The 24,130-nt window shown below is 70.8% G+C and carries 22 protein-coding genes and 1 pseudogene; 15 read left to right on the top strand and 8 right to left on the bottom strand.

Features of this window, described 5'->3' with window-relative positions:
- Window positions 1-294: 294 nt before the first annotated feature.
- Both pcrA and ACVDFE_RS09600 read right to left on the bottom strand, forming a co-directional pair.
- The gene (pcrA, locus tag ACVDFE_RS09605) at window positions 295-2,613 is read right to left on the bottom strand and encodes a DNA helicase PcrA (RefSeq protein ID WP_360395865.1); all 2,319 of its coding nucleotides are present in this window, start codon (window positions 2,611-2,613) and stop codon (window positions 295-297) included.
- Window positions 2,614-2,686: 73 nt separating this feature from the next.
- Window positions 2,687-3,172 (bottom strand): hypothetical protein, encoded by a 486-nt coding sequence (locus ACVDFE_RS09600; RefSeq protein WP_458430216.1) that lies wholly within the window; start codon window positions 3,170-3,172, stop codon window positions 2,687-2,689.
- A gap of 225 nt (window positions 3,173-3,397) precedes the next feature.
- Between ACVDFE_RS09600 and ACVDFE_RS09595 the strand changes: the two genes are divergently transcribed.
- Window positions 3,398-3,661, top strand: a complete 264-nt coding sequence (locus tag ACVDFE_RS09595; protein ID WP_360395863.1) for a chorismate mutase — start codon at window positions 3,398-3,400, stop codon at window positions 3,659-3,661.
- Between the two features lie 18 nt (window positions 3,662-3,679).
- On the opposite strand, the gene ACVDFE_RS09590 is transcribed toward ACVDFE_RS09595, so the two are convergent.
- Window positions 3,680-4,732, bottom strand: a complete 1,053-nt coding sequence (locus ACVDFE_RS09590) for a histone deacetylase (protein WP_458434301.1) — start codon at window positions 4,730-4,732, stop codon at window positions 3,680-3,682.
- Between the two features lie 70 nt (window positions 4,733-4,802).
- Here ACVDFE_RS09590 and ACVDFE_RS09585 point away from each other — a divergent pair, with 70 nt between their 5' ends.
- From ACVDFE_RS09585 to ACVDFE_RS09560, 6 genes are all read left to right on the top strand, one after another.
- Window positions 4,803-5,129 carry a hypothetical protein gene (locus tag ACVDFE_RS09585; protein WP_065916047.1) on the top strand — a complete coding sequence of 109 codons (327 nt, stop codon included), beginning with the start codon at window positions 4,803-4,805 and terminating at the stop codon, window positions 5,127-5,129.
- 102 nt (window positions 5,130-5,231) lie between these two features.
- Window positions 5,232-6,095 (top strand): RodZ family helix-turn-helix domain-containing protein, encoded by an 864-nt coding sequence (locus ACVDFE_RS09580; protein ID WP_360395862.1) that lies wholly within the window; start codon window positions 5,232-5,234, stop codon window positions 6,093-6,095.
- A 173-nt stretch (window positions 6,096-6,268) separates the two neighbouring features.
- Window positions 6,269-7,114, top strand: a complete 846-nt coding sequence (locus ACVDFE_RS09575; protein WP_360395860.1) for a hypothetical protein — start codon at window positions 6,269-6,271, stop codon at window positions 7,112-7,114.
- A gap of 204 nt (window positions 7,115-7,318) precedes the next feature.
- Window positions 7,319-8,212: a hypothetical protein gene (locus tag ACVDFE_RS09570; RefSeq protein ID WP_458430215.1), complete on the top strand. Its 894-nt coding sequence runs from the start codon at window positions 7,319-7,321 to the stop codon at window positions 8,210-8,212.
- 147 nt (window positions 8,213-8,359) lie between these two features.
- Entirely contained in the window at window positions 8,360-9,691 is a 1,332-nt protein-coding gene (locus tag ACVDFE_RS09565; protein WP_458430214.1) for a serine/threonine-protein kinase, read from the top strand.
- 118 nt (window positions 9,692-9,809) lie between these two features.
- Complete coding sequence (locus tag ACVDFE_RS09560; RefSeq protein ID WP_458430213.1) at window positions 9,810-11,459, top strand: protein kinase domain-containing protein; 1,650 nt, start codon at window positions 9,810-9,812, stop codon at window positions 11,457-11,459.
- Here ACVDFE_RS09560 and ACVDFE_RS09555 read toward each other — a convergent pair whose 3' ends face one another.
- Window positions 11,460-12,362 carry a LysR family transcriptional regulator gene (locus ACVDFE_RS09555; protein WP_458430212.1) on the bottom strand — a complete coding sequence of 301 codons (903 nt, stop codon included), beginning with the start codon at window positions 12,360-12,362 and terminating at the stop codon, window positions 11,460-11,462.
- An 82-nt stretch (window positions 12,363-12,444) separates the two neighbouring features.
- Between ACVDFE_RS09555 and ACVDFE_RS09550 the strand changes: the two genes are divergently transcribed.
- From ACVDFE_RS09550 to ACVDFE_RS09540, 3 genes and pseudogenes are all read left to right on the top strand, one after another.
- Window positions 12,445-13,371: a DMT family transporter gene (locus tag ACVDFE_RS09550; protein ID WP_458430211.1), complete on the top strand. Its 927-nt coding sequence runs from the start codon at window positions 12,445-12,447 to the stop codon at window positions 13,369-13,371.
- A gap of 121 nt (window positions 13,372-13,492) precedes the next feature.
- A complete protein-coding gene (locus ACVDFE_RS09545) occupies window positions 13,493-13,912 on the top strand; it encodes an SsgA family sporulation/cell division regulator (protein WP_360395847.1) in 420 nt (139 codons plus the stop codon).
- A 204-nt stretch (window positions 13,913-14,116) separates the two neighbouring features.
- A pseudogene (locus ACVDFE_RS09540) lies at window positions 14,117-14,857 on the top strand (serine/threonine-protein kinase); the annotation flags it as partial.
- Window positions 14,858-15,387: 530 nt separating this feature from the next.
- Here ACVDFE_RS09540 and ACVDFE_RS09535 read toward each other — a convergent pair.
- From ACVDFE_RS09535 to ACVDFE_RS09525, 3 genes are read right to left on the bottom strand one after another with little or no spacing between them, the layout of a single operon-like run.
- Window positions 15,388-15,981 (bottom strand): phosphatase PAP2 family protein, encoded by a 594-nt coding sequence (locus tag ACVDFE_RS09535; RefSeq protein WP_360395843.1) that lies wholly within the window; start codon window positions 15,979-15,981, stop codon window positions 15,388-15,390.
- A 16-nt stretch (window positions 15,982-15,997) separates the two neighbouring features.
- Window positions 15,998-16,648: a response regulator transcription factor gene (locus ACVDFE_RS09530; protein ID WP_360395841.1), complete on the bottom strand. Its 651-nt coding sequence runs from the start codon at window positions 16,646-16,648 to the stop codon at window positions 15,998-16,000.
- Window positions 16,645-17,886 carry an ATP-binding protein gene (locus tag ACVDFE_RS09525; protein WP_458434299.1) on the bottom strand — a complete coding sequence of 414 codons (1,242 nt, stop codon included), beginning with the start codon at window positions 17,884-17,886 and terminating at the stop codon, window positions 16,645-16,647. Before ACVDFE_RS09525 ends, ACVDFE_RS09530 begins: the two co-directional genes overlap by 4 nt.
- Window positions 17,887-17,955: 69 nt before the next feature.
- On the opposite strand from ACVDFE_RS09525, the gene ACVDFE_RS09520 reads away from it, so the two are divergent.
- The 4 genes from ACVDFE_RS09520 (at window position 17,956) to ACVDFE_RS09505 (ending at window position 20,878) form a co-directional block, all read left to right on the top strand.
- Entirely contained in the window at window positions 17,956-19,131 is a 1,176-nt protein-coding gene (locus ACVDFE_RS09520; RefSeq protein ID WP_360395839.1) for a PspC domain-containing protein, read from the top strand.
- Window positions 19,124-19,327, top strand: a complete 204-nt coding sequence (locus ACVDFE_RS09515; protein WP_360395838.1) for a hypothetical protein — start codon at window positions 19,124-19,126, stop codon at window positions 19,325-19,327. The genes ACVDFE_RS09520 and ACVDFE_RS09515 overlap by 8 nt, the downstream gene beginning before the upstream one ends.
- Before the next feature lie 133 nt (window positions 19,328-19,460).
- Window positions 19,461-19,739 (top strand): DUF4365 domain-containing protein, encoded by a 279-nt coding sequence (locus ACVDFE_RS09510; protein ID WP_458430210.1) that lies wholly within the window; start codon window positions 19,461-19,463, stop codon window positions 19,737-19,739.
- Window positions 19,724-20,878 carry a hypothetical protein gene (locus tag ACVDFE_RS09505; protein ID WP_458430209.1) on the top strand — a complete coding sequence of 385 codons (1,155 nt, stop codon included), beginning with the start codon at window positions 19,724-19,726 and terminating at the stop codon, window positions 20,876-20,878. The genes ACVDFE_RS09510 and ACVDFE_RS09505 overlap by 16 nt, the downstream gene beginning before the upstream one ends.
- Window positions 20,879-20,926: 48 nt before the next feature.
- On the opposite strand, the gene guaA is transcribed toward ACVDFE_RS09505, so the two are convergent.
- Window positions 20,927-22,486, bottom strand: coding sequence for a glutamine-hydrolyzing GMP synthase (gene guaA, locus ACVDFE_RS09500; protein ID WP_360395832.1), 1,560 nt, complete (start codon window positions 22,484-22,486; stop codon window positions 20,927-20,929).
- Between the two features lie 188 nt (window positions 22,487-22,674).
- Between guaA and ACVDFE_RS09495 the strand changes: the two genes are divergently transcribed.
- Complete coding sequence (locus ACVDFE_RS09495) at window positions 22,675-24,120, top strand: aldehyde dehydrogenase family protein (RefSeq protein WP_458430208.1); 1,446 nt, start codon at window positions 22,675-22,677, stop codon at window positions 24,118-24,120.
- Window positions 24,121-24,130 lie beyond the last annotated feature (10 nt).

The raw sequence follows: 24,130 nt of genomic DNA, 5'->3' as shown, positions 1-24,130 counted from the left end.
GCGAGCTGCTCCTGCTTGCCCCGGACCGCCCCGAACGTTCCGATGGCCGTGCTGCTTGCGACACCCACATAGACGCACGGGGTTGCGGGTCGTTGCGCAGGTTTTCCGAATTGCTGTGAATTTGGTCAAGCGCAACTCAAGTCGCAGGTCAGACGGGGTGCGACCGGTGTCCCGGCTGTCACCCGGGCAGGTGAAGTCAGCGGAACGCCCCGCCGAGCGCGCGGGTGCACGGCGCCGAAACAGCACGCGCCGCCAACGACGGCGTTGGCGGCGCGGGTGTGCTGGCTCGTGCGGTCAGAGCTTCGTCATCGGCACGCTGCCGATGAGCATCAGGCGGACCGTGCCCGAACCGCCGAAGTCGATCGTGGCGGTGGCGCGCAGACCCGCGCCGTCGACGGCCACGACGCGGCCCAGGCCGTACTTGTCGTGGGTGACGCGGTCCCCCACCTCCAGCTTCATCGCCGGGGCGTCCTTCCAGCCCGCCTTGCCGGGGGCGGGGCGGGTGAGGCCGCGGGAGGCGATGCCGCCGCTGGAGGCCGCCGAACGGCCCCAGGTCGTGGCCGCGGCGGGGGCGGAGCGGGAGGGTTCCACGCGGCGCCAGTCGATGAGGTCCTGGGGGATCTCGCCGAGGAAGCGGGAGGCCGGGTTCGCCGAGGGCTGGCCCCAGGCGGAGCGGACCAGTGCGCGGGAGAGGTACAGGCGGCGCTGGGCGCGGGTGATGCCCACGTAGGCGAGGCGGCGTTCCTCGGCCAGCTCGGCCGGGTCGCCCAGGGCGCGCATGTGCGGGAAGACGCCGTCCTCCCAGCCCGTCGAGAAGACGACCGGGTACTCCAGGCCCTTGGCGGTGTGGATGGTCATCAGGGTGACCACGCCGTCGGACTCGGCGTCGGGGATCGAGTCGGCGTCCGCGACCAGCGACACGCGCTCCAGGAACGCGGGCAGCGACGGCACCGGCTCCGCACCCTCGGGGAGCTCCAGCTCGGTGAACTCGCGGGCCACCGTGACGAGCTCGTTCAGGTTCTCCACGCGGGTGTGGTCCTGCGGGTCCTCGCTGGCCTCCAGCTCGGTGCGGTAGCCGGTCTGCTCCAGCACCGCTTCGAGGATGTCGGCCACGTCGTCCTCGCGGGCGACCATCTCACCGAGCGCGTCCATCATCTCGACGAAACCGGCGATCGCGTTGCGGGAGCGCGGGTTCAGCATCGGGACGCGGTCGTGGACGGCCTCGCGCAGGGCCGCGGCGAAGCTGATCCGCTCGCGTTCGGCGTAGGCGGAGACGCAGGCCTCCGCCCGGTCGCCGATGCCGCGCTTGGGCACGTTGAGGATGCGGCGCAACGACACCGTGTCCTCGGGGTTGGCCAGCGTGCGCAGGTAGGCCAGCGCGTCGCGGACCTCGCGCCGCTCGTAGAAGCGGACACCGCCGACGACCCGGTACGGCAGGCCGAGGCGGATGAAGATCTCCTCGAACACGCGCGACTGGTTGTTCGTGCGGTAGAAGACGGCGATCTCGGAGTTGTTGACCTCGCCGCCGTCGACCAGCCGGTCGATCTCGTTGGCCACGAACGCGGCCTCGTCGTGCTCGTTGTCCGCGACGTAGCCGACGATCTTCTCGCCCTCGCCGAGGTCGCTCCACAACGTCTTGTCGCGGCGGTTCGCGTTGCGCGAGATCACCGCGTTCGCCGCGGTCAGGATGTTCTGCGTGGAGCGGTAGTTCTGCTCGAGCAGGATCGTCGTGGCGTCCGGGTAGTCCCGCTCGAACTCCACGATGTTGCGGATCGTCGCGCCGCGGAACGCGTAGATCGACTGGTCGGCGTCGCCCACCACGCACAGCTCGGCCGGCGGGAGCTCGCCGCCCGCCTTGCCGACGAGCTCGCGCACCAGCGTGTACTGCGCGTGGTTCGTGTCCTGGTACTCGTCGACCAGCACGTGCCGGAAGCGGCGGCGGTAGTGCTCGGCCACGTCCGGGAACGTCTGCAGCAGCTCGACCGTCTTCATGATCAGGTCGTCGAAGTCGAGCGAGTTCGACTCGGTCAGCCGCCGCTGGTAGACGGTGTAGACCTCGGCGACGCGGCGCTCCAGGTCGTTCGTCGCCTGCGCGGTCGCCGTCTCCGGGTCGACCAGCTCGTTCTTGAGGTTCGAGACGTGCACGGCCAGCGTGCGCGCCGCGTACTTCTTCGGGTCGAGGTCCAGGTCGCGGGCGACGAGCGTGATGAGCCGGCGCGTGTCGTCGCTGTCGTAGATCGAGAAGTTCGACGACATGCCCAGCGTCTTCGCCTCGCGGCGCATGACCCGCACGCACATCGAGTGGAACGTCGACACCCACATCGAACGGGCGCGCGCGCCCACCATGTCGGCGACGCGCTCCTTCATCTCCGCGGCGGCCTTGTTCGTGAACGTGATGGCCATGATCTCGCCGGGGTGCACGTCGCGCTCCGCCAGCAGGTACGCGATCCGCCGGGTGAGGACGCGCGTCTTGCCGGAGCCGGCGCCCGCCACCACGAGCAGGGGCGTGCCGGCGTGCTCCACGGCACGGCGCTGCGCGGGGTTCAGGTCGTCGAGCAGGTGGCCCGCGCGGGAAACGGGGGGACTTGAGGGCAAGTCGAACAAGGCGCTCATCGTCCATCCACGGTACCGGGCGGCACCGACAAATCCGGTACCGCCCGACCATGTGTTCGACGAGCAGGTTCGATCAGGTGCTCGTGTCGACCTCGTAGGCGACCCCGGCATGGACGTCGTCGTGGCCCGCGCTCTCGGCGTAGACGTCGATGCTGTCCGTGTGGTGCTGGAGCCCCTTGGTGCCCAGCGTCAGCGTCGGGAACGCCTCGTTCGGCACCGCGAGGAAGTCGGCCTGGCAGTGGACGCCCTCGACGCCGGGACCACCCGCGACGTCCCAGCACGTCCAGTGGTCACCCTCGTAGCCGGTGACCTCCAGCTCGTCGGTCGGGAACGAGACGCGGACGTACAGGTCGTCGACGTCGACCGCCGACCGGTTCGTGATGTCGATCGCGAAGCCGCCCGCGTACCCGCCCCTGACCTTCCAGGTGCCGTCCGGCCCGACCAGCCAGCCGGAGGTGGGCGTGAGCGCGACCGACGCGAAGCCGGTCTCCGCCTGAGCGGCGGGAACGGTGAAGGCGGACAGCACGAGGGCAGCAGCCACCCCGAGCACGTACTTCATGAAGACCCCCAGGTCACTGTGTGAGACGCCGAAGCGTGAACGGCGCGACATGTGGCACACTACGTCCATGCGCGCGACGTTCTTCGAGTTTTTCTACGGGACCCGGACTCCGGCTCCCGTGGTCGTCCAGCGCTGACGAAGCCACCACGAAGCCCCGGAGTCCTCGGACCCCGGGGCTTCGTCGCTTCCGGGCCGGGACTCAAGAAGAGTCGAGAGGTCACCACGATGGAATCCACCACCACCGCCGCGTCCGACATCACCGAGCTGCGCGAGGAGATCGACCACCTGGACGCCGAGATACTGCGGCTGGTCCAGCGCAGGGTCGAGATCTCCAAGATCATCGGCGCCGCGCGGATGGCGGCGGGCGGCACGAAGATCGTGCACAACCGCGAGATCGACGTGCTCAACCGCTACAAGCCGCTGGGTCCCGAGGGCAAGGACCTCGCACTGGTCCTGCTCAAGATGGGTCGCGGCCCGCTCGGCAGGTAGTCGCCCACCGGCCCGGCGTCACAGGACGCCGGGCCAAAAAGGCCGCAGCGCCGCGAGCACCCGCTCGAAGTCCGCGTCCACGAGCTGGTCGTCGTCCGGCACGTAGGCCAGCGGGTCCTCCAGCAACGGCTCCGGCAGCCGCAGCAGGCCCTCCACCAGCGCGTGCAGGCACAACGCGCCGTACCCGCGCAGGTAGCCGCCCTCCTGCGTGAGCACGACGCGCGTGCCGAACGCCGCCGCCCGCCGCCCGATCTCGCGGTACCCGGCGGCGGTCAGGTTGTGCCGGCCGTTCGGGTCGAACGCCGACCCGTCAAACCCCGACGCGCACACCAGCAGGTCCGGTTCGAACGACCGCAGCAACGGGAACGCGATCTCGTCCAACGCGCGCAGGTACGCCGTGTCGCCAGCACCCAGGGACAGCTCGATGTTCACGTTCCGCCCCTGCGCGCCCACCTCCGAGGGGGCGCCCGTCTGCGGGTGGTTCGCGCCCCACGCCCCGTGCCGCATGTGCACGGAGACGGTCAGCACGTCGGACCGGTCGTAGAACACCTCCTGGGTGCCGTTGCCGTGGTGCACGTCCCAGTCCAGCACCGCGACCCGCAGGCCCTGGCGCCGCGCGGTCTCCGCCACCAGCGCGGCGTTGTTCACGAAGCAGTAGCCGTCCGCCATCGCCGGCTGCGCGTGGTGGCCGGGCGGTCGCACGAGCGCGTAGGCCAGGGGTGCGCCGGACTCCAGCGCGGCCAGTGAGGTGCCCGCCGCCGCACGGACCGCGTTCCACGTCTCGGGTCCGACGACCGTGTTCACCTCCAGCGGCACACGCTCGGACACCCGCAACGAGTCCAGGTACGAAGCCGAGTGCACGCGCAGAAGCTCGTCCACGGATGCATGGCGCCCTTCGTGCCACCGGAGGTGCCCCGCCACCGGGCCGTGCTTCAGCGCGTGCCGGAACGTCCGCAGCCGCGCCGCGTTCTCCGGGTGCGGCTCCGGCACGTCCAGCCACGGCCAAGAGCCCGGCAGCTCCCACAGCCCCTCGCCGGCGTCGTGCTCAAGGCAGTCGTCGTGCCAGAACATGTCCACCCGAATCGGATATCAGGGCGATCACGGATGGTCCACCGGAAAAATCCGGGGGCACACTGGAGGCATGGGCCTCATCGCCGCACTGATCGCCATCGCCGGCCTGCTCGCCGCCTTGGCGCACGACGCATACCTGGGCATGCTCGGCTCTGCCGCCGGCAAGAAGGGCGCGGCCGGAGCACCTGTCGCGCAGTTCGTCCGCAGCCGCTGGAAGGCGGCGATCATCACCACCGCGGGTGCCGTGATCGGCTTGTTGATCACCGGCGGTGACACCCTGGGCGCCGACGTCATCGGTGCGCTGATCGCCGGCGGCAGCGGTCTCGCGGCCCTGAACGGCGTGCAGCGCACGCAGAAGCAGTTGAAGAGCGGCCAAGCTCAGCTGCCTCCGCGGTAGAAGTTCACACCTCCGGGTGTCACTCGTCCTGAATTACCCCTTCAGGTCGCTTCCGCACGTCCGAACGGCCCTACCCTGGTTGCGTCGCAGAGGGGTGTCGGGATGGACGAACAACCGGGCAAACATCGTCTCGACGACTGGGTCGCACACGAACGACCCGTCGTCGGGGGCGACCGCATCCCACTGCCCCGCAGCCGCCCGATCGACCCGATCGCGGACACCGACGGGCTGCGCAAGTTCAACATCGGCATGGTTCCCGCGTCGGTCACGCCTCCGCGCACCTGGAAGCGGGCGGCGTGGTTCGCCGTCGTGTCCTCGGTGCTCGTGCTGGTCGGCCTGAGCGTCGCCGCGGCCAAGCTGGTCAGCGGCGGCGGCCAGGTCGAGCGGATCGGCCTGCCCGGCTACCCGTCGGACGTGCCGCTGATCTCGGCCCTGCCGACGGCGGTCAGCCCGACGTCCGCGACCACCGCCGGCACGCGGACGTCCCCTGCGAACACCGGCCGCGGCAACCCCGTCCCCGGCACGGGCGGCGCCACACCCGGCTCCGCGGCGCCCCGCAGCAGCGGCCAGGGCGCCCCGACCGGCAGCGGCACCAAGCCGCCCGGCACCGCAGCGCCCGTCATCACCACCGTGCCGCTCTCGCAGGCGCCGGCGGTCGACGGCACCGAGATCGCCCAGCGGACCGAGGACTTCTACCGGGAGATGACGGCGAACGCGGACACCGCGCTCGCCCTGACCACCGACACCGTGCGCGCGAACGCCGGTTCGCTGCTGGAGGGCCGGCTCGCCGACATCTCGCTGATCGAGGTGGAGGAGATCGTGGTCGACCCCGGCAAGGGCCTCACCGTGAGCCTGCTGCGGCTCACCAAGAAGGACGGCTCGGTCAGCCAGGAGAAGCGCGAGCTCAGCTTCACGCTCGGCGAGCTGCCGCTGATCAGCGGTGAACGGTTGAAAGCCGGCGGGTGACCGGCACTCAAGGTCCGGCCCTGAGCTACCGACCGTAGTAGGTAACACCTTCGAGCGAATCCACGGCTCCGCTGGACGCCACAAACGGCTGAAGTCCGTCGAGAAACTGGCGTTGCCGCGTGAGGCCACGGTACGTCTTCAGGTGACCACGGACAGTACGGAGGACCAGGACAGTGCAGCGTCCCGCGACGACCGGACGACGTCACACCCGTGCCGGGTCGATCAGCGTGGCCGAGCTGATCAGGCAGCAGCCGGGCCCGATGCGCATCCCGTCCGCCGAGGAAGCCGCGACCGACGCGCTCGTCACGTCGTTGCTCGGCCCCACCGAGCCCGCGCCACCGGCCGGACCCGGCCGCCGGCGCCGTGCGGGCGACAGCCGCGCCGCCCAGGTCGCGGGCGTGCTCACCGGCGCGATCGTCCTCGTCTCGTCGATCGCGGGCGCGGCGATCCTCGCGGGCAGCCGCCCGCCGAACTCCGGCGTCCCGTTCACCGAGCGCCCCGTCGCGCTGTCCGGTGCGCAGGCGCTGCGCCCTGACCTGCTGTCCGCCCAGCTGCCGAGCGAGTACACACCGCCGCGGACCGCTCCCGAGGTCCCCATGCCGCAACCGTCCGCGCTGCTGCTGACCTCGCCCACGCGGTCGGCGGACCCGTCGGCCGGGCCGTCGGCGGAGCCGTCGGGAGAGCCCGCCACGCCGCTGGTGTCGACCGGCCCGCAGCCGCAGGTGGACGTGGTGAAGCGGTTCTACGAGCTGCTCACGACCAAGCCGGGTGCCGCGGCCAAGCTGCTCTCGCCCGACCTGGTGGGCACGAACCCGCGGGAGTTCGTCGAGTCGTGGGGCACGATCCGCACGGTCAACGTCGACCAGACCTCGCTGCGCCCGAACGGCAGCGTGCTCGCCGTCGTCTCGATGCAGGAGTGGAACGGGAGCTGGCTGCGCATCGAGCAGCTCTTCTGGCTCACCGACACGACCCAGCCGCGGATCATCGGCACCGAGGTCCTTTCGGCACAACGGAGCTAGCCCGCCGAGTTGTGCCGCGCTCAACCCCGTTCGCCGTTCGCAGTCGAACGGTGACCGCTCGTCGCGAAGATGAGGTTCGATCGTGAAAATTCCCCCAAAGGGGTTACATCTCGGGTCACGATTCGGTATCCATGTTTCCGCCAGTGCGCAAAGCAAGCCTGGAAGGGTGAACGAGCGGTGTCGATTGAGGACCATCGTCGGCGGTTGACCGGCTCTGCCGAGTCGACCGGACAGCTGTCGGTTGCCGAGCTGATCGCCCGCCGCGAGGCGGAGACCATGCCGATCCCGGTGATCACCGACGACATCACCCCCGAGGCGTTCGAGCCGACGATCAAGTTCAGGTCGGTGCGGACCCCGGACGCCAAGCACCCCGGCAGCAAGCCGCGCAAGCAGCCCGCCAAGGAGCTGCACATCACCGAGCTGCTGCGCCGCGAAGGCCGCGGTGACGACGCGCAGAGCAGCGGCTTCACCGTCGGCAAGCTGGCCGCGGCCGCCAGTGGCGGCGTCGTGCTGTGCGGCACCGTCGCGTTCGCCGCCTCCTCCTGGCTGTCCTCCCCCGACGAGCGCCCGCTCGCCCAGGTGCGGTTCGACGAGCGGGCCCAGGCCCGTGGCGCGAGCGCCGGCACCGAGGGCGTCGTGAAGCTGCCGTCGAACAAGACGCAGCAGGCCGACCAGACCGAGACGGCCGCCGCCGACCCGACCACCGAGCAGGTGCGGGTCGCGCCGTACACGCAGCAGCCGGCCCAGCAGCGCCCGGCGCAGCAGCCGCAGGTCCAGCAGCCGACGCAGCAGCAGCCCGCGCAGCCCCCGACCGCGAGCACCCCGTCGTCGGAGACGCAGACCACCCCCACCACGCCGAGCACGCCGCCGTCGAGTGAGACGCCTCCTCCGCCGCCGAGCTCGTCCAGCGCGACCCCGCCGAGCAGCAGCACCACGCCCCCGCCGCCGCCCAGCTCGTCGCAGACCCCGCTGCCCACGCCGTCGAACCCGGTGGACGTGAGCGTCGACCTCGGCGTGCTGGACCCGGTGCTCAACACCGTCGGCGGCACGGCCGAGCAGACCGTCGGCGTCTTCGACTTCTTCGCACCGGCTGAGTAACGCATCAACCCGGTAGCACACCGGTCGTACACGACAGGGGTACCCTGTGCGGGCACTCCGGACGACCGCTGACTACCGCACGAGGAGCACGAGCGTGGGACCTGCTGCCACCGCGGTCTCCCCTTCGCTGCGCGCCGGGGTGGTCACGTGACGACGTCCGACGCCACTGACGGGCGGCTGGTCGCCGACCGCTACCGCTTCCTCGACCGGATCGGCTCCGGCGCGATGGGCATCGTCTGGCGCGCCCACGACGAACGCCTCGGCCGCGAGGTCGCGATCAAGCAGCTGCTCCTCGCACCCGGCCTGGACGAGGCCGAGCAGGACGAGGCGATCCAGCGCGCCATGCGCGAGGGCCGCATCGCCGCCAAGCTCCACCACCCGAACGCCATCGCGGTGTACGACGTGGTCGAGGAGGACGGCGTCCCGTGCCTGGTCATGGAGTACCTGCCGTCCTACAGCCTCGCCGACGCGCTGGCCGAGGGCGGGCCGATGGACCCGGTCGAGGTCGCCAGCATCGGCGCCCAGTGCGCGGCGGCTCTGGCGGCGGCGCACGCGGCCGGCATCGTGCACCGGGACGTGAAGCCCGGCAACGTGCTGATCGCCGAGAACGGCATCGTCAAGATCACCGACTTCGGCATCTCGCGGGCCAGCGACGACATCACGGTCACCAAGACCGGCCTGATCGCCGGCACGCCCGCCTACCTGGCACCGGAGATCGCGCGGGGCCAGGACCCGACGCCGGCCTCCGACGTCTACTCGCTCGGCTCGACGCTGTTCGCCGCGATGGAGGGCGAACCGCCCTACGGGGTGAGCGAGAACACGCTCGGTGTTCTGCACGCCGTCGCGGCCGGCCGGATCAACCCGCCGACGGTCGACCACCCGCTCGCCGACACGCTGCTGTACCTGCTGAACTTCGAGGCCGACGACCGGCCGACGATGTCGCAGGCGCGGGAGCTGCTGGCGGCGGTCGCGAACGGCCGTGCGCCGTCGTTCACGGGCCTCGCCGCGGTGGCCGGACCCGACCCCACGGCGATCGTGGAACCCGAGCGGACGCGCATCGTCCGGGCGGCTCCGCGCACGTCGCCGCCGCGGACCGCTCCACCGATGGCGCCCGCGGCCAGGCCGCAGGACAACCGCCCGTTGGTGATCGCGGCGGTCGTGCTGGCGTTGTTGCTGGTCATCGGTGGTCTCCTGGTCGCGCTGGGCGTGTTCACCAAGGAGCAGCAGACACCGTCCGCGCCGCCGGCGAGCTCGTCCTCCGTGGTGCCGACGACCACGACGGTGCCCGAGGTGACGACCACCACGCCCGAGGCAACGACGACGCGCGAAACAGCGCCCAGCACCACGACGACCACCACAACCACCACTACTACGACGACTACGACTACGACGACCACCACAACGACGACGACCACGGCCAAGCCTCCGGCGTCGTCTGTGCCGCCAAGCTCCGCATCGGTACCTCCGCCAGCGGGCTAAGCACAAAACCGTCGCAGTTATCTCGTAAGGTGGGTAACCGCACCGATGGGTGATGTGAACTCAGACGTGTGATGAGCCGTTGAACAGAGAGCAAGTGACCGCACAGCGGGGAGCAACTGTGACCGACGATGGCCGATTGGTCGCTGGTCGCTACCGATTGAGCCAGCGCATCGGTAGTGGTGCCATGGGCGTCGTCTGGACAGCACACGACGAGCGCCTGCACCGGACCGTCGCGGTCAAGCAGCTGCTCCTGCAGCCAGGGCTCGCCGACGGCGACGTGGACGAGGCGAAGAGACGTGCCATGCGCGAGGGCCGCATCGCCGCGCGCCTGCAGCACCCGCACGCCGTCGCCGTGTACGACGTGGCCGAGGACGACGGCCAGCCGTGGCTCGTGATGGAGTACCTGCCGTCGAAGAGCCTGTCCGGCGTCCTGTCCGAACGCGGCACGCTCCCGCCGCGCGACGTGGCCTCGATCGGCATGCAGGTCGCCTCCGCGCTGGCCGCCGCGCACAACGCGGGCATCGTGCACCGCGACATCAAGCCCGGCAACGTGCTGCTCGGCGACGACGGCACCGTGAAGATCACCGACTTCGGCATCTCCCGCGCGACCGGCGACGTCACCGTCACCGCCACGGGCATGCTCGCCGGCACCCCCGCCTACCTCGCCCCCGAGGTCGCCAAGGGCTACGACCCCGGCAGCCCGTCCGACGTGTTCTCCCTCGGCTCCACGCTGTACGCCGCGATCGAGGGCGAGCCGCCGTTCGGCCTGAGCGAGAACACCATCGCCCTGCTGCACAAGGTCGCCTCCGGCAAGGTCAACCCGCCGCGCAACGCCGGCCCGCTGACCGCGCTGCTCATGCGCCTGCTCCGCTCGGAGCCGGAGGAGCGCCCGACGATGGTCGAGGCCCGCGACGCGCTCGCCGCGGTCGCCAACGGCCAGGCGACCCCCGCCTTCACGCCCTCCGTGGTCGCCCCGACGCACCCGCCGTCGTGGCGCGGCGCCCCGGTCCAGCAGCCCCAGCCGGCCGCGACCCGCGCCCTCCCGCCCCCGCCGCCGCCCAACGCGACGCGGGTCGACATGCACTCGCACGCGCCGCACACGCCGCCCCGCGCGATGCCGGCGCAGCAGCACCAGCCCCAGCAGCAGCACCACCGCCCGGCCGCCGCACCGCAGTACTCGCAGCGCCCCAAGCCCTCCCGCCCGGCGCCGCCGTCGTCGAAGAGCAAGAAGTCGACCGTCTACACCGCGATCGCGATCGTGGCGGCCGCGGTCGTCGGCATCATGTTCGCGAGCATGATCTCGAACGGTGGCGGCGGGAACAACGGCAACGGCAACAACAACGCCGGCGGCAACACCTCCACGCAGCAGACGACGGGCAACAACGCGGACCCGACGAACACGGAGAAGCCGAAGATCCTCGAAAAGGCAGGCGCGTGGAGCGCCAGCCCTTCGGTGGAAGAGCGGCAGGCGCTGCTGGAGGCCTACCTGCAGCTGGCCACCAGTTCACCGGAAGAGGCGTGGAAGATGGGCAACGCCGACTTCCAGGCCAACTACCCCGGTGGCATGGCCGGCTTCAAGACCTTCTGGTCGCCCTACAAGCAGGCCAAGCTGGTGAACGCCGACCAGCGGCAGGAGTTCTACTACGTCGTGGACGTCGAGGTCACGAAGAAGGACGGCACGAAGGCGACCATGCAGCGGCAGATCTCGCTGTGGTGGCGCAACAGCAACTTCTTGCTGAGCTACGACAAGCCGTTCGGCGGGGCGTAGTCAGGAGGCCCGCGCGGCCCTCTCCAGCGCCTCGGCCAGCGCGAGCACCGCGGGGTTCCACGCGGCCTCCTCGCGGTAGACGACGTGGATGTGCCGCACCGGTTCGGGGTTGCGCACCTTGCGCAGCACCACGCCCGGATGCGCGTAGCCCAGCCCGAGCCGCGGGATGATCGTGACGCCGAGCCCGGCCGCCACGAAGCCCTGCGCGGTCGCGTAGTCGTCGCTCTCCACCACGACCTGCGGCGCGAAGCCGGCGCCCGCGCACGCGTTCGGCACGAGGTCCTTGCACGGTCCGGAGGCGCCGCAGTCGGCGTAGATCCACGACTCGTCGGCCAGCTCGCCGAGGTCCAGGACGCGTTTGCGGGCCAGGGCGTGGCCGCGGGGCAGGACGGCGTAGAACGGGTCGGTGAGCAGGTGGCGGGCGACCATGCCGGCGGGGGCGGGCTCGTCGGGTTCCATGACCGTGATGGCGACGTCCGCGCGGCCGGCGGCGAGCTCCTCGAAGGGGTCGGCCGGCTCGGTGAGCTTCAGGTCGAGCTCGACACCGGAGCGTTCGGCGCGGAACTGGGCCACGGCGGGTGGCACGAGGGCGGCGCCGGCGGTGGCGAAGTAGCGGACGCGCAGGGTGCCCGCGCAGCCGTTGCGCAACGCGGTGAGGGCGCTCTCGGCCTCGGCCAGCTGTTCGGTGAGGCGGGCTGCGTGCTCGGTGAGCAGGCGGCCGGCGGCGGTGGGGCGGACGCCGCGGCCCACGCGTTCCAGCAGCGGGAGGCCCGCCTGCTTCTCCAGGCCCGCCACCTGCTGGGAGATCGCGGACGGGGTGTAGCCGAGGTTCGTGGCGGCCGCGGTGATGGAACCCGTGGTCACGACGGCCCTGAGGACCTGCATGCGGCGCACGTCGAGCATGCCCCGACCATACAGCGGCGCTTAAAGGTTATGCACAACAATTAAATTGTCTTTACGGGTTGTGCGGCGCATCGTTGTCCGCGTGAACCAACGCGGAACATTGATCAGGATGGGCGTGCTCGCCCTGCTGTGGGGCTCCAGCTTCCTGTGGATGAAGCTCGCGCTGGGGAGCCTGTCACCCCTGCAGATCTCGATCGTGCGGACGTTCTTCGGGGCGCTCGTGCTGTTCGTGGTGCTCGCCACCGCGCGGATGACCCTGCCGCGGAACCGGCGGGTCTGGGCGCACATGACGTTCGTCGCGTTCTTCGGCAGCGCGGTCCCGTTCACGCTCTTCGCCATCGGCGGCCAGACCGTCGACTCCGGCGTGTCCGGGGTGCTCAACTCCACGACGCCGCTGTTCGCGCTGGCCATCGGGCTCGTGCTGGGCACGGAGAAGATCAGCGACCTGGTTCGCATGCTGGGGCTGGGGCTGGGCTTCGCGGGCGTCCTGCTGATCTTCGCGCCGTGGCAGCAGGCCAACAGCATCGCGAGCTGGGGCGCGGTCCTGTGCCTGGCCGGCGCCGCGAGCTACGCCATCGGTTACTCGTACGCGGGCCGCTACCTGGTCAACACGGGCGCCACCTCGACGCAGCTGGCGGCGATGCAGCTGACCACCGCGATGGGCATGCTGCTGCTGGCGCTGCCGTTCGGCGGCCTGCAGCCGCTGCACCTGCACTGGATCGGCGTGGTCGCCGTCATCGTCCTCGGCGTCGCCGGCACCGGTGTCGCGTTCATCCTCAACTACCGCGTCATCGCCGACGAGGGCGCCACCACGGCGACTACGGTCGGTTACCTGCTCCCGGTCGTATCGGTACTCCTCGGAGCGGTCTTCCTCGGGGAGCAACTGAACGCAAGGGTCGTGATCGGGATGCTGGTGGTCCTGATGGGCGTCGCGCTGACCCGCCGGAAGCCCGTCTCGGCAGGTCAGGGCGTCTCACCAAACGAGACGCACGACCTGGTCAAACGCTGAGGTGTGAGACGTGCGTCTCCCCCAATAGGATGGTTCCGAGACGAATCGCGTCCTTATCGAGCTGCTGAGCCGTCTCCTCATTGTTGAAGGAGATGGACAACCGCCTGAGAAGGACATCGACATGAACAACGAAAACCTGAAGGTCGTCACCCGCACCACTTTTCACCTCCTCGCCCCCGGCGCGGCCCCCGCACCGGTGGAGGCGGAGCTGGTCTACGACCCAGAAGACCCCTACGCCGTCGCCATCGTGTTCCACACGGGCTCGGGCCGGGTCGAGTGGATGTTCGCCCGCGACCTGCTGGCCGACGGCCTGCTGACGCCGTGCGGCGAGGGCGACATCCTGGTCCGCCCGGCCTCCGACGACCCGGAGCGGGTGCTGGTCGAGCTGAACGCGCCGACCGGGTTCGCGATCCTGAGCGCCGTCGCCGAAGACGTGGCGACGTTCCTCGACAGCTCCTACGACGTCGTCCAGCCGGGCGAAGAGGACCTGTGGATCGACTTCGACCGGGAGCTGCAGAAGCTGGTCTCGACGCTCGACTAGTGCGCCTGCGCGTGCCGGTCGGACGGTGGCAGGGGCGCGGGACGAGGTGGCCGACCAGCTCGTCACCCGAGACCACCGACGGCATGGTGCCCGACGTCGTGGGCAGCGACGACGCACCAGGCACGGTCCCCACCGCGGCACCACGCGAACGGCTTCGACGGGAACCCCGCAAAGCGCGGACCCGACCTTGACTACTCTGGCGGTGTGACAACCGTCGGGGGCCGCTACACGCTGCTGGAGCGCGTCGGCAGCGGAGCGATGGGGGTGGTCTGGCGGGCGCGGGACCAGGTTCTGGCGCGCGAGGTCGCTGTCAAGCAGCTCGTCACCGGCGACCACCAGCGCGCCATGCGGGAAGCGCGCAACGCGGCGAGACTGCACCACCCGCACGCGATCGCGGTGTTCGACGTCGTCGGGGACGACGAGGAGCAGCCGTGGATCGTCATGGAGTACCTGCCGTCGCAGAGCCTCTCGGCGTTGCTCGCCGACAAGGGGCCCCTCAAGCCGGCCCAGGCCGCGCGGATCGGCGGGTTCATCGCCTCGGCGCTGTCCGCGGCGCACACCGCGGGGCTGGTGCACCGCGACATCAAGCCGGGCAACGTCCTGATCGGCCACGACGGCACGGTCAAGATCACCGACTTCGGCATCTCCAAGTCCAGCGGTGACGGCACGCTGACCGACACCGGCATGATCTCGGGCACCCCCGCCTACCTCGCACCCGAGGTGGCGCGCGGTGAGCACCCCGACGAGGCCTCCGACGTGTTCTCGCTCGGCGCCACGATCTACACGGCGATCGAGGGCGAGTCCGTCTACGGGCCCAGCGACAACAGCTTCGGCCTCATCTACCGGGCCGCGAGCGGGCAGCTGCGGGACGCCAAGAACGCGGGTGAGCTCACGCCGTTGCTGAACCGGCTGCTCGCCGCCGACCCGAAGGACCGGCCGACCGCGCAGGAGGCCGCCGACCTGCTGGCCGCCTCACCGCAGCCGTCGCAGCCGCTGGTGCTGCCGCCCGAGCTGCCCCGGCGCAAGCCGCCGAACCGGCGGATCCTGACCGTGCTGTCGCTCATCGGGCTGCTGGCGATCGGCGGTGGTGCGGCGGCCGCCTACTGGAACGGCACGGGCAACGACACCCCGGTCAACCAGAGCAGCTTCCCCAGGGACACCGGCGCCCGCTACTTCTCCGCCGCGGAGGCGGAGTCCTTCGTGCAGAACCACTACGCCGAGCTTCCCGGCCAGGGCCGAGGTGGCGTGGCGCAACCTGCACGGCAAGGCCAGCGAGCCCGTGGACGTGTACCTGTCGCGCTGGTCGGGCTACCGGTCGGTCAAGTGCAACCCCTCCAGCACGCCCATCCGCTCGGACGGGCCGAACTGGGTGGTCACGGTCGACCTGAACCTCCAGACCACCGGCGGCCAGCTGCAGGCTGGCACCTACGAGGTCGTGGTCGCCGCGGTCAACAACGAGATGAAGATCGTCAGCATCATCCAAACGAGGTGAGCAGCAGCCAGAACGTGCCGCCGCCCACGACCAGGCCCATCGCCGTGCCGCCGAGCACCTGCCCGAGCGTGTGGTCGCCGAGCTGGACGCGCGACCACGACACCAGCGCGGCGGGCAGTGCGATCAGCAGCGGCCACGGGCCGTAGACGATCGCCAGCGTCACGACGGCGGCCCACGCCACGCCGGCGTGCAGCGAGATCTTCCACTTCAGCCCGAACGTGATCGCCATGCTGACGAGCAGCGAGGCGAACATGCTCCCGGCCAGCGCGAGCATGCTGGCCGGGGCGTCGCCCAGCAGCATGACCACGGTGCCGGCCGCGAGCGACGCACCCGCCGTGAGCAGCGGGACCAGCCGGCCCTCGCGGTTCGTGACGTGGTGGCCGTCCCACTTGCCCTTGCGCGCGCCGCGCACGATGACGGCCATGGGGATGACGGACGCCGTCACGGCGACGACGAGACCCCACAGCACCGTCTTCCACAGCCCGTCGGAGGCCGCGGCGACGATGAACGGCAGCAGGACGATCCAGACCCACGGCGCCAGCACCTCGGTGGCAGCGCGGGCGACCTTCGTGACCAAAGCCCCCGGGAACCCTTCAGACCAGTCGGCGGTCGGTGGCCCAGCGGGAGAGCTCGTACCGGTTGGAGAGCTGGGTCTTCCGCAGGACGCTCGACACGTGCGTCTCCACCGTCTTCACGCTGATGAACAGCTCGGACGCGATTTCCTTGTAAGCGTAGCCACGGGCCAGCAGCCGCAGGACGTCGCGTTCCCTGGGGGTCAGCAGGTCGAGCTCGGGGTCGCTGATCGGCGCGGCACCCGGCCGGTCGGCGAACGCGTCCAGGACGAACCCGGCGAGGCGCGGGGAGAACACCGCGTCGCCCTCGCTGACCCGCACGACCGCCTTGACCAGCTCCTGGCTGGAGATCGTCTTGGTGACGTACCCGCGCGCACCGGCGCGGATGACGTTGATGACGTCCTCGGCGGCGTCCGAGACCGACAGCGCGAGGAACGTGACCTCGGGGATCTTGGTCCGGATCTGCCGCAGCACCTCGGCGCCGCCGCCGTCGGGCATGTGCACGTCGAGCAGCACGACGTCCGGCTTGAGGTGGGCGATGCCCGCGACCGCTTCGCCGACGCCGCCCGCCTCGCCGACCACCTCGACCTCGTCGGTGATCGTGTCGAGCTCGGCACGCACCCCCGCGCGGAACAACGCGTGGTCGTCCACCAGGAACACCCTGACGCTCATGTCCTGGCCTCCGTCTTCCTCGGCATCTCGAGCTGCACCTCGGTCCCCTCACCGGGCGCGGTCCGCAGCCGCGCCTCGCCACCGTGCCTGCTCATCCTCCCCCGGATGCTGCCGGCGAGGCCATGCCGGTCCTCCGGCACGGTGTCGGGGTCGAAGCCCTTGCCCCGGTCGCGCACGAACACCGTCACCTTTTCGGGTTCCACCTCCGCGTACACGCTGACCTCGGCCACGCCCGCGTGCTTGGCCGCGTTGACGATCGCTTCCCGCGCCGCCTGCACCAGCGGGATCAGCCCGTCCTCCAGCTCGCAGTCGCCGACCACGACCTGCTGCACGGCGATGGCGAAGTCGTCCTCCACCTCGGCGCAGGCCTGGGCGATGGCCACGCTGACCGTCTGCGGCTGTTCGCCCACCTCACGGCCGTAGAGCCAGCTGCGCAGCTCCCGTTCCTGGCTGCGGGCCAGGCGCTTGACCTCGCGTGACGACTCGGCCTGCTTCTGGATGAGCGCAAGCGTTTGCAGCACGGAGTCGTGCAGGTGGGCGGCGATCTCGGCGCGTTCCTCGGTGCGGATGCGGGCCCGGCGCTCGGAGTCCAGGTCGCGCACCAGCCGCATCCACAGCGGCACGGTGAGCACGGCGACGCCGATCAGGGTCGCGAGCACGGAGAGCACGACCGTGGAGAGGTTCTGGAGGGAGTCGTTGGCGACCAGGAACGCGGCGACCCCCGCCACGACCAGGGCACCACCCGCCAGCGTCCGCACGATCCCCGTCTTCCCCTGGGCCATCGCCCCGTCGCGCCACCGGCGCCGCTGGGCCTCGTCGGCCTCCCGCCACACGACGGCGGCACCCACGAGCGCCACGGCGATCGGGCCGGTGATCCAGCCGCTCCAGCCGCTCGCACCGCCGTTGATCAGGCCGGTGAAGACCGCGACGCCGATGCCGACGGCCGCGAGCCCCACTGCCTGCTGCCACTCCTTGCGGTCCTGCTCGGTCTCGGGCTCCGCCACCGGCGACTGCGGGACGAACATCCACAGCAGCGCGTAGGCGATGATCCCTACACCGCTGAACGCGGCGAAGACGGCGAACACCAGGCGCACCCAGAAGACGGGTGCACCCAGGTGGTTCGCCAGCCCGCTCGCGACGCCCGCGATCACCCGGCCGGTGCGGCGGCGGCGCATCGGCTCGATCCCTGCACTCACCACCTGATCGTCACACGTCCCGGCGGGTTGTTCATCAGGGATGACCCCGGTTCGCGGAATCAGGGCTGCTCCCTGATGTGGTTCGCGCTCCGGCAGCGCAACCTTGTCGTCGTGAGCGGGACTGAGAAGGCAATGCAGGGCGTGGCGGACACGCTCAGGGAGTTCTGGGCCCACCGGCCGGTGCGGCCCCGTGCAGGGCGGAAGCTCGGCGGCGTCGCCACCGGCATCGCCCTGCGCTACCAGATCGACCCGGTGATCGTGCGGATCGCCTTCGTCGCGCTCGCGTTGTCGGGCGGCGTCGGCCTGCCGCTGTACCTCGCGGGCTGGCTGGTGCTGCCGGAGGAGGGCGACGCGGTGTCGCCGCTGGAGGCGCTGGTCCACAAGGGACAGAGCGAGATGCCGCCGGCCAAGACGCTGTTCCTCGGCATCCTCATGTTCCCGGCGCTCGCCTTCACGTTCGGCAGCGGCGGCTTCCAGGTCGTCGTGACGCTGGCGGCGGCGGTCGGTGGCGTGTACCTGCTGCAGAAGAACCGGGGACACCTGCAGCCGGCGACGACGCTGGCCGAACCACCGCCGGTGCCACCGGTGCCGGGGGCACCGGCCTGGGACCCGCTGGGCGCCGCCCCGTTCGCGTGGGACCTGCCCGAACCGGCACCCGCCCCGGCCCCGCCCCCCGCACCGCGCCCGCGCAAGCCGCGGATCGGCCTGGCGACCCTGGGCGTGATGATGCTGGTGGTCGCCGGCTCCGCCATCGCGGCCCCGGTCGTGCCGTGGTTCACCGCGCCGCACGTCATCGGCCTGGCGATCGCCGTGCTGGCGGCCGGTCTGCTGGTCGGTGCCTTCACCGGCGGCGGTCGCGGCCTGGTGTGGCTGCTGGTCCCGCTGGCGGTGGTCGGCTTCGGCGTGACCGCCGTCGACTTCGACGGCCCCACCACGGTCAGCAGCATCTCCCCCACGCCCAAGACGCTCGACGAGGTGCAGGCGAAGTACTCGATCGGCGTCGGCAGCGTGCTGCTGGACCTGCGCGAACTGCCGGACTCCGGTTCGGTGCAGACCGCCGTGAACGCCGACCTGGGCGAGGTCGTCGTGCACGTGCCGAAGACCGCCGACGTCACGTTCACCTGCGACGCCACGTCCATCGGTGAGCTCGACTGCCTCGACCGCAAGGCGGAGGGCGGTGCCGTGCAGGTCGAGGGCAAGGACCTCGGCGACGACGGCGAAGGCGGCTTGAAGATCGACCTGGACGTTCGCACGAGCGTCGGAGAGGTGAGGGTGCTCCGTGGCTGAGCAGACTTCCGGACAGGCCGTGCGCCGCCGGATCGACGTGGTGGGCCTGGTGTTCGGCATCGGCGGGCTGCTGACAGCGGCCTACGTGCTGAGCGACGGGCGGTTCTGGTTCGACTTCCGGTGGGCGCTGGGAGGGACGGCGATCCTGGTGGGTGTGGTCCTGCTGACCAACTCACTGCGCCGGCGGCAGCGCTGACCGAACGCGAGAGGCCCCCGGCGTCCTGCCGGGGGCCTCGTCACGCTTCCGGGTGACGAAGATCGATTCCTCCCTGCGTCGGACCGGCCGCTCCCTGTGGTGCTGCCAGTTCGCCGCCACGAGGAGGGAGCCCATGGCCGACGGAAGCGGCAGCGCGGAAGCACCACTTGACGAAGGCTTGCCGTTCACAGCTCGTCAGGAGCAGTTCGGTCTCGCTTTCGTGAAGATGATCGCTGCTGCGGCCGGCTGTTCGATCAAGTGGCACGCAACCGACTACGACGGCGTCGACATCACCATCTCGTCGTCGACCGAGTACGTGAAGTACTACTGCCCGGAGTTCGAGCTCCAGCTCAAGTGCACCACGCAGCACGACCGGCTTCGCGACACACACTCCACATGGACGACCTGGTGAGCAGCCCGTCACTCGACGACTACCGCGAACTCGCCGAAAGCCTCCACCCGCTGGCGGTGCAGCAGTACCTCGCTGCCAACGACTGGCAACTCGAAGCACAGGTTCCCGACGTCCGGCAGATCTGGCGCCTCCACGACCGAGCACGGGTGATGCTTCCCCTGGCAACGGACTTCGTCGACTTCGCCCAGCGCTTCCGCGACACCCTCCGGTCGTTGGCCACCGTGTACGACTGGGATCCGCAGCGGCTGGCCGAGCGGATCACGGCGACCCGTGCCGACCTGTTCTTCGTCCGGTTCGACCAGATCATGATCGACGGAACGCTGCCGTTCAAACAGGCGGAGAGAACCCTTGACGGCCTGTTCAAGATGATGAAGGCCGCTGCCACCTCGGCCGACGATCCGACGCATTCCCACCGAGGCCGCCGCTCCAGCACGGTGAACGACTTCCTGGACGACGACATCCGGCTCGGGCACACCAAGCGCGGCAGTTTCGTCTTCACGGTCGTCACCCGGCTCGGAGATCCGCTGCCCGATCACGAGGACGGCCCGGAGGGCCCCTTCCAGCGCCGCGTGATGGAAACGCTCGCCACGGGTCTGCACGCGGCCAGGGACCTCTCGCTGAGCTGGAACCCCGGTGCGGTCGAACGTGCCGCGGAACAGGGACTCAGCGCCAACCTCGTGGAGTCGCTCCAAGACCTGACGGAGTCGGACACCCTGCGCGAACTGGACCTCTCGTTCGACTGGGCGGCGAGCGCGCCGCCGCCGGAGGTCCCCTCCTCCCGCATCGTGATCAACCGCGATGCGATCGCGGGGCTGCCGCGTGTTCGGGAACGTCTGGTGCGCCGTGAGGAACCGCCGAGCACCGAGACACTCGTCGGCCAGGTCCGCTCGCTGACGAGGGAGGAGTCGAGCGGCGACGACCAGGAGGAAACGACGATCGTGCTGAGCGCCGAGGTCCGGGGGCGCACACGAAAGATCCACATCCCGTTGAGCGGGGACGACTACGGCTGGGCGATCTTCGCCCACACCAACAGACTGCCGTTCACGGTGACCGGCAACCTCGCTTTCGAGCGGGGCGCGTGGCGGTTGACCGGACCGGTCGCGGTCGACTCCAGTTTTCTCCGGCACCGGCAGCGCTGATCGAACGGACGAGGCCCCCGGCGTCCTGCCGGGGGCCTCGTCACGTGGTCACTCCCACTCGATGGTGCCCGGCGGCTTCGACGTCACGTCGAGCACCACACGGTTGACCTCCGCCACCTCGTTGGTGATCCGGGTGGAGATCCGCTCCAGCACCTCGTAGGGCAGGCGGGTCCAGTCGGCGGTCATGGCGTCCTCGGACGACACCGGGCGCAGCACGACCGGGTGGCCGTAGGTGCGGCCGTCGCCCTGGACGCCGACGCTGCGGACGTCCGCGAGCAGCACGACCGGGCACTGCCAGATCTGCCGGTCGAGGCCTGCCGCGGTGAGTTCCTCGCGGGCGATGGCGTCGGCCTGGCGCAGGGTGTCGAGGCGGTCCTGGGTGACCTCGCCGATGATGCGGATGCCGAGGCCGGGGCCGGGGAACGGCTGGCGCTGCACGATGGTCTCGGGCAGGCCGAGCTCGGTGCCGACGCGGCGGACCTCGTCCTTGAACAGCGCGCGCAGCGGTTCGACCAGCTCGAACTGCAGGTCGTCCGGCAGGCCGCCGACGTTGTGGTGCGACTTGATGTTCGCGGTGCCCGCGCCGCCGCCGGACTCGACGACGTCGGGGTAGAGGGTGCCCTGGACGAGGAAGCGGTAGTCGCCCTCGGCCTTGAGGTCGCGCTCGGCCTGTTCGAACACGCGGATGAACTCGCGGCCGATGATCTTGCGCTTCTCCTCCGGGTCCGTGACGCCGGCCAGGGCGGTCAGGAACCGCTCGCGGGCGTCGACGGTCACCAGGTTGATGCCCGTCGCGGCCACGTAGTCGCGCTCGACCTGGGCGCGCTCGCCGGAGCGCAGCAGGCCGTGGTCGACGAAGACGCAGGTGAGGCGGTCGCCGATGGCGCGCTGGACCAGGGCGGCGGCCACGGCGGAGTCGACGCCGCCGGACAGGCCGCAGATGGCCTTGCCGTCACCGATCTGCTCGCGGATGCGGGCGACCTGCTCGTCCACGATGGACGAGGTGGTCCACTGCGGGCGCAGGCCGGCGATGTCGTGCAGGAACCGGCGCAGCACCTCCTGGCCGTGCGGCGAGTGGTGCACCTCCGGGTGGTACTGCACACCGGCGAACCGGCGTTCGGTGTCCTCGAACGCGGCGACCGGGGCGCCCTCGCTGGTCGCGGTGACCGTGAAGCCCTCGGGGGCCTTGGTGACGGCGTCGCCGTGGCTCATCCACACCGGGTGGCTCGCGGGCAGCTCCGTGTGCAGCGCGCCCGCCTCCGCGGTGACGCCGAGGTCGGTGCGGCCGTACTCGCGGGTGCCGGTGTGCGCGACCTCGCCGCCGAGGGCGCGGGCCATCGCCTGGAAGCCGTAGCAGATGCCGAAGACCGGGACACCGGTCTCGAACAGCTTGGCGTCGACCTGCGGCGCGCCCTCTTCGTAGACGCTCGACGGGCCACCGGACAGCACGATGGCCAACGGGTTCTTGTCGAGGATCTCGCTCACCGTCGCGGTGTGCGGGACCACCTCGGAGTAGACCTGGGCCTCGCGGACGCGGCGGGCGATCAGCTGCGCGTACTGGGCGCCGAAGTCGACGACGAGAACAGGGCGGTTGCTGGTGTCGGACACGGCCTAAGGATGTCATGCGCCGCAGGTCGGGCGCCTACCGGTGGCCGGGTTGACCAGGTGTTCGAGACCGGACCACCAGACGTGGGAACGGGTTGCGGTCCCCGGTGAGGTTGGCCACGCGGGCGGACCCCGAAGGCAGTCGCGCGCTCAGCGGGTGCCAACCGGCGGTCAGGGCCTACCGTGAGCCCATGGACGCGTTCACGCCACAACCGAGGCCGTGCTGGATCGCCGGCCGTCCCGAACAGGGCGAGCAGGCGCTGGGTGTGTTCCACCCGTTCGACGGCACCGAGGTGGCCTCGGTCGCCGTGCCGAGCCCTGACCAGGTGGAACGTGCCGTCGCCGCTGCCCACGCCGTGGCCCGCGAGTTCCGCAGAACACCGGCGCACGTGCGCGCGACCGCGTTGCAGCAGGTCGCGCAGGCCCTGACCGACCGCGCGGAGGAGATCGCCGAGACGATCACCGCCGAGAACGGCAAACCGCTCAAGTGGGCCGAGGTCGAGGTCCAGCGCGCGGTGAACACGTTCCGGTTCGCCGCCGAGGAGGCCCGCCGGTTCAGCGGCGAGGTGCAGCGGCTGGACACCGACGCGGGCGGCGAGGGCCGGATGGCGATCGTGCGCCACGTGCCGCGCGGTCCCGTGCTGGCGGTGGCACCGTTCAACTTCCCGCTCAACCTGGTGGCGCACAAGGTCGCGCCGGCGCTCGCGGTGGGTGCGCCGGTGGTTGTGAAACCCGCCTCGGCCACGCCGCTGAGCGCGTTGCTGCTGGGCGAGGTCCTCGCCCAGACCGACCTGCCGGAGGGCGCGTTCTCCGTGCTCCCGGTGCGGGGCAAGGACATGGAGAAGCTCGTCACCGACGAACGGCTGCCCGTCATCTCCTTCACCGGGTCGACGAAGGTCGGCTGGTCGCTGATGGACTCCGCGCCGCGCAAGCACGTCGTGATGGAGCTGGGCAGCAACGCCGCCGCCGTCGTCTGTCCTGATTGGACGGACCTGGACTTCGCGGCGCAGCGGATCGCGACGTTCGGCAACTACCAGGCCGGGCAGTCGTGCATCGCGGTGCAGCGGGTGGTCGTGGACCGGTCGGTGGCCGGGGAGTTCGTGCCGAAGCTCGTCGAGAAGGTCGCCGCGCTGCGGACCGGCGACCCGCACGATCCCGAGGTCGAGGTCGGGCCGCTGATCGACGAGGACAACGCGCGCCGCGTCGAGGAGTGGGTGCTGATGGCCGCCGACGCGGGCGCCAAGGTGCTCACCGGCGGCAAGCGCACCGGCGCGACGGTCGAGCCGACCGTGCTGACCGACGTGCCTCTGGACGCGAAGGTGTGGCGCGAGGAGGTCTTCGGGCCGGTGCTGGTGGTGTCCGTGGTCGACGGCGTCGAGGAGGCGTTCGCGCAGGTCAACGACTCGAAGTACGGGCTGCAGGCCGGGGTGTTCACCCGTGACGTGCAGGTCGCGTTCGAGGCGGCGGCCGAGCTGGAGGTCGGCGGCGTGATCATCGGTGACGTGCCGTCCTACCGCGCCGACCAGATGCCCTACGGCGGCGTGAAGGGCTCGGGCACCGGGCGCGAGGGCGTCCGGTCGGCGATGGAGGACTTCACCGAGGAACGGGTGACCGTCCTGACCGGAGTTCAGATCTAGGCACGGGATC

Source organism: Lentzea chajnantorensis (assembly GCF_054300775.1).
This window is presented reverse-complemented; position numbering and strand designations above follow the sequence as displayed.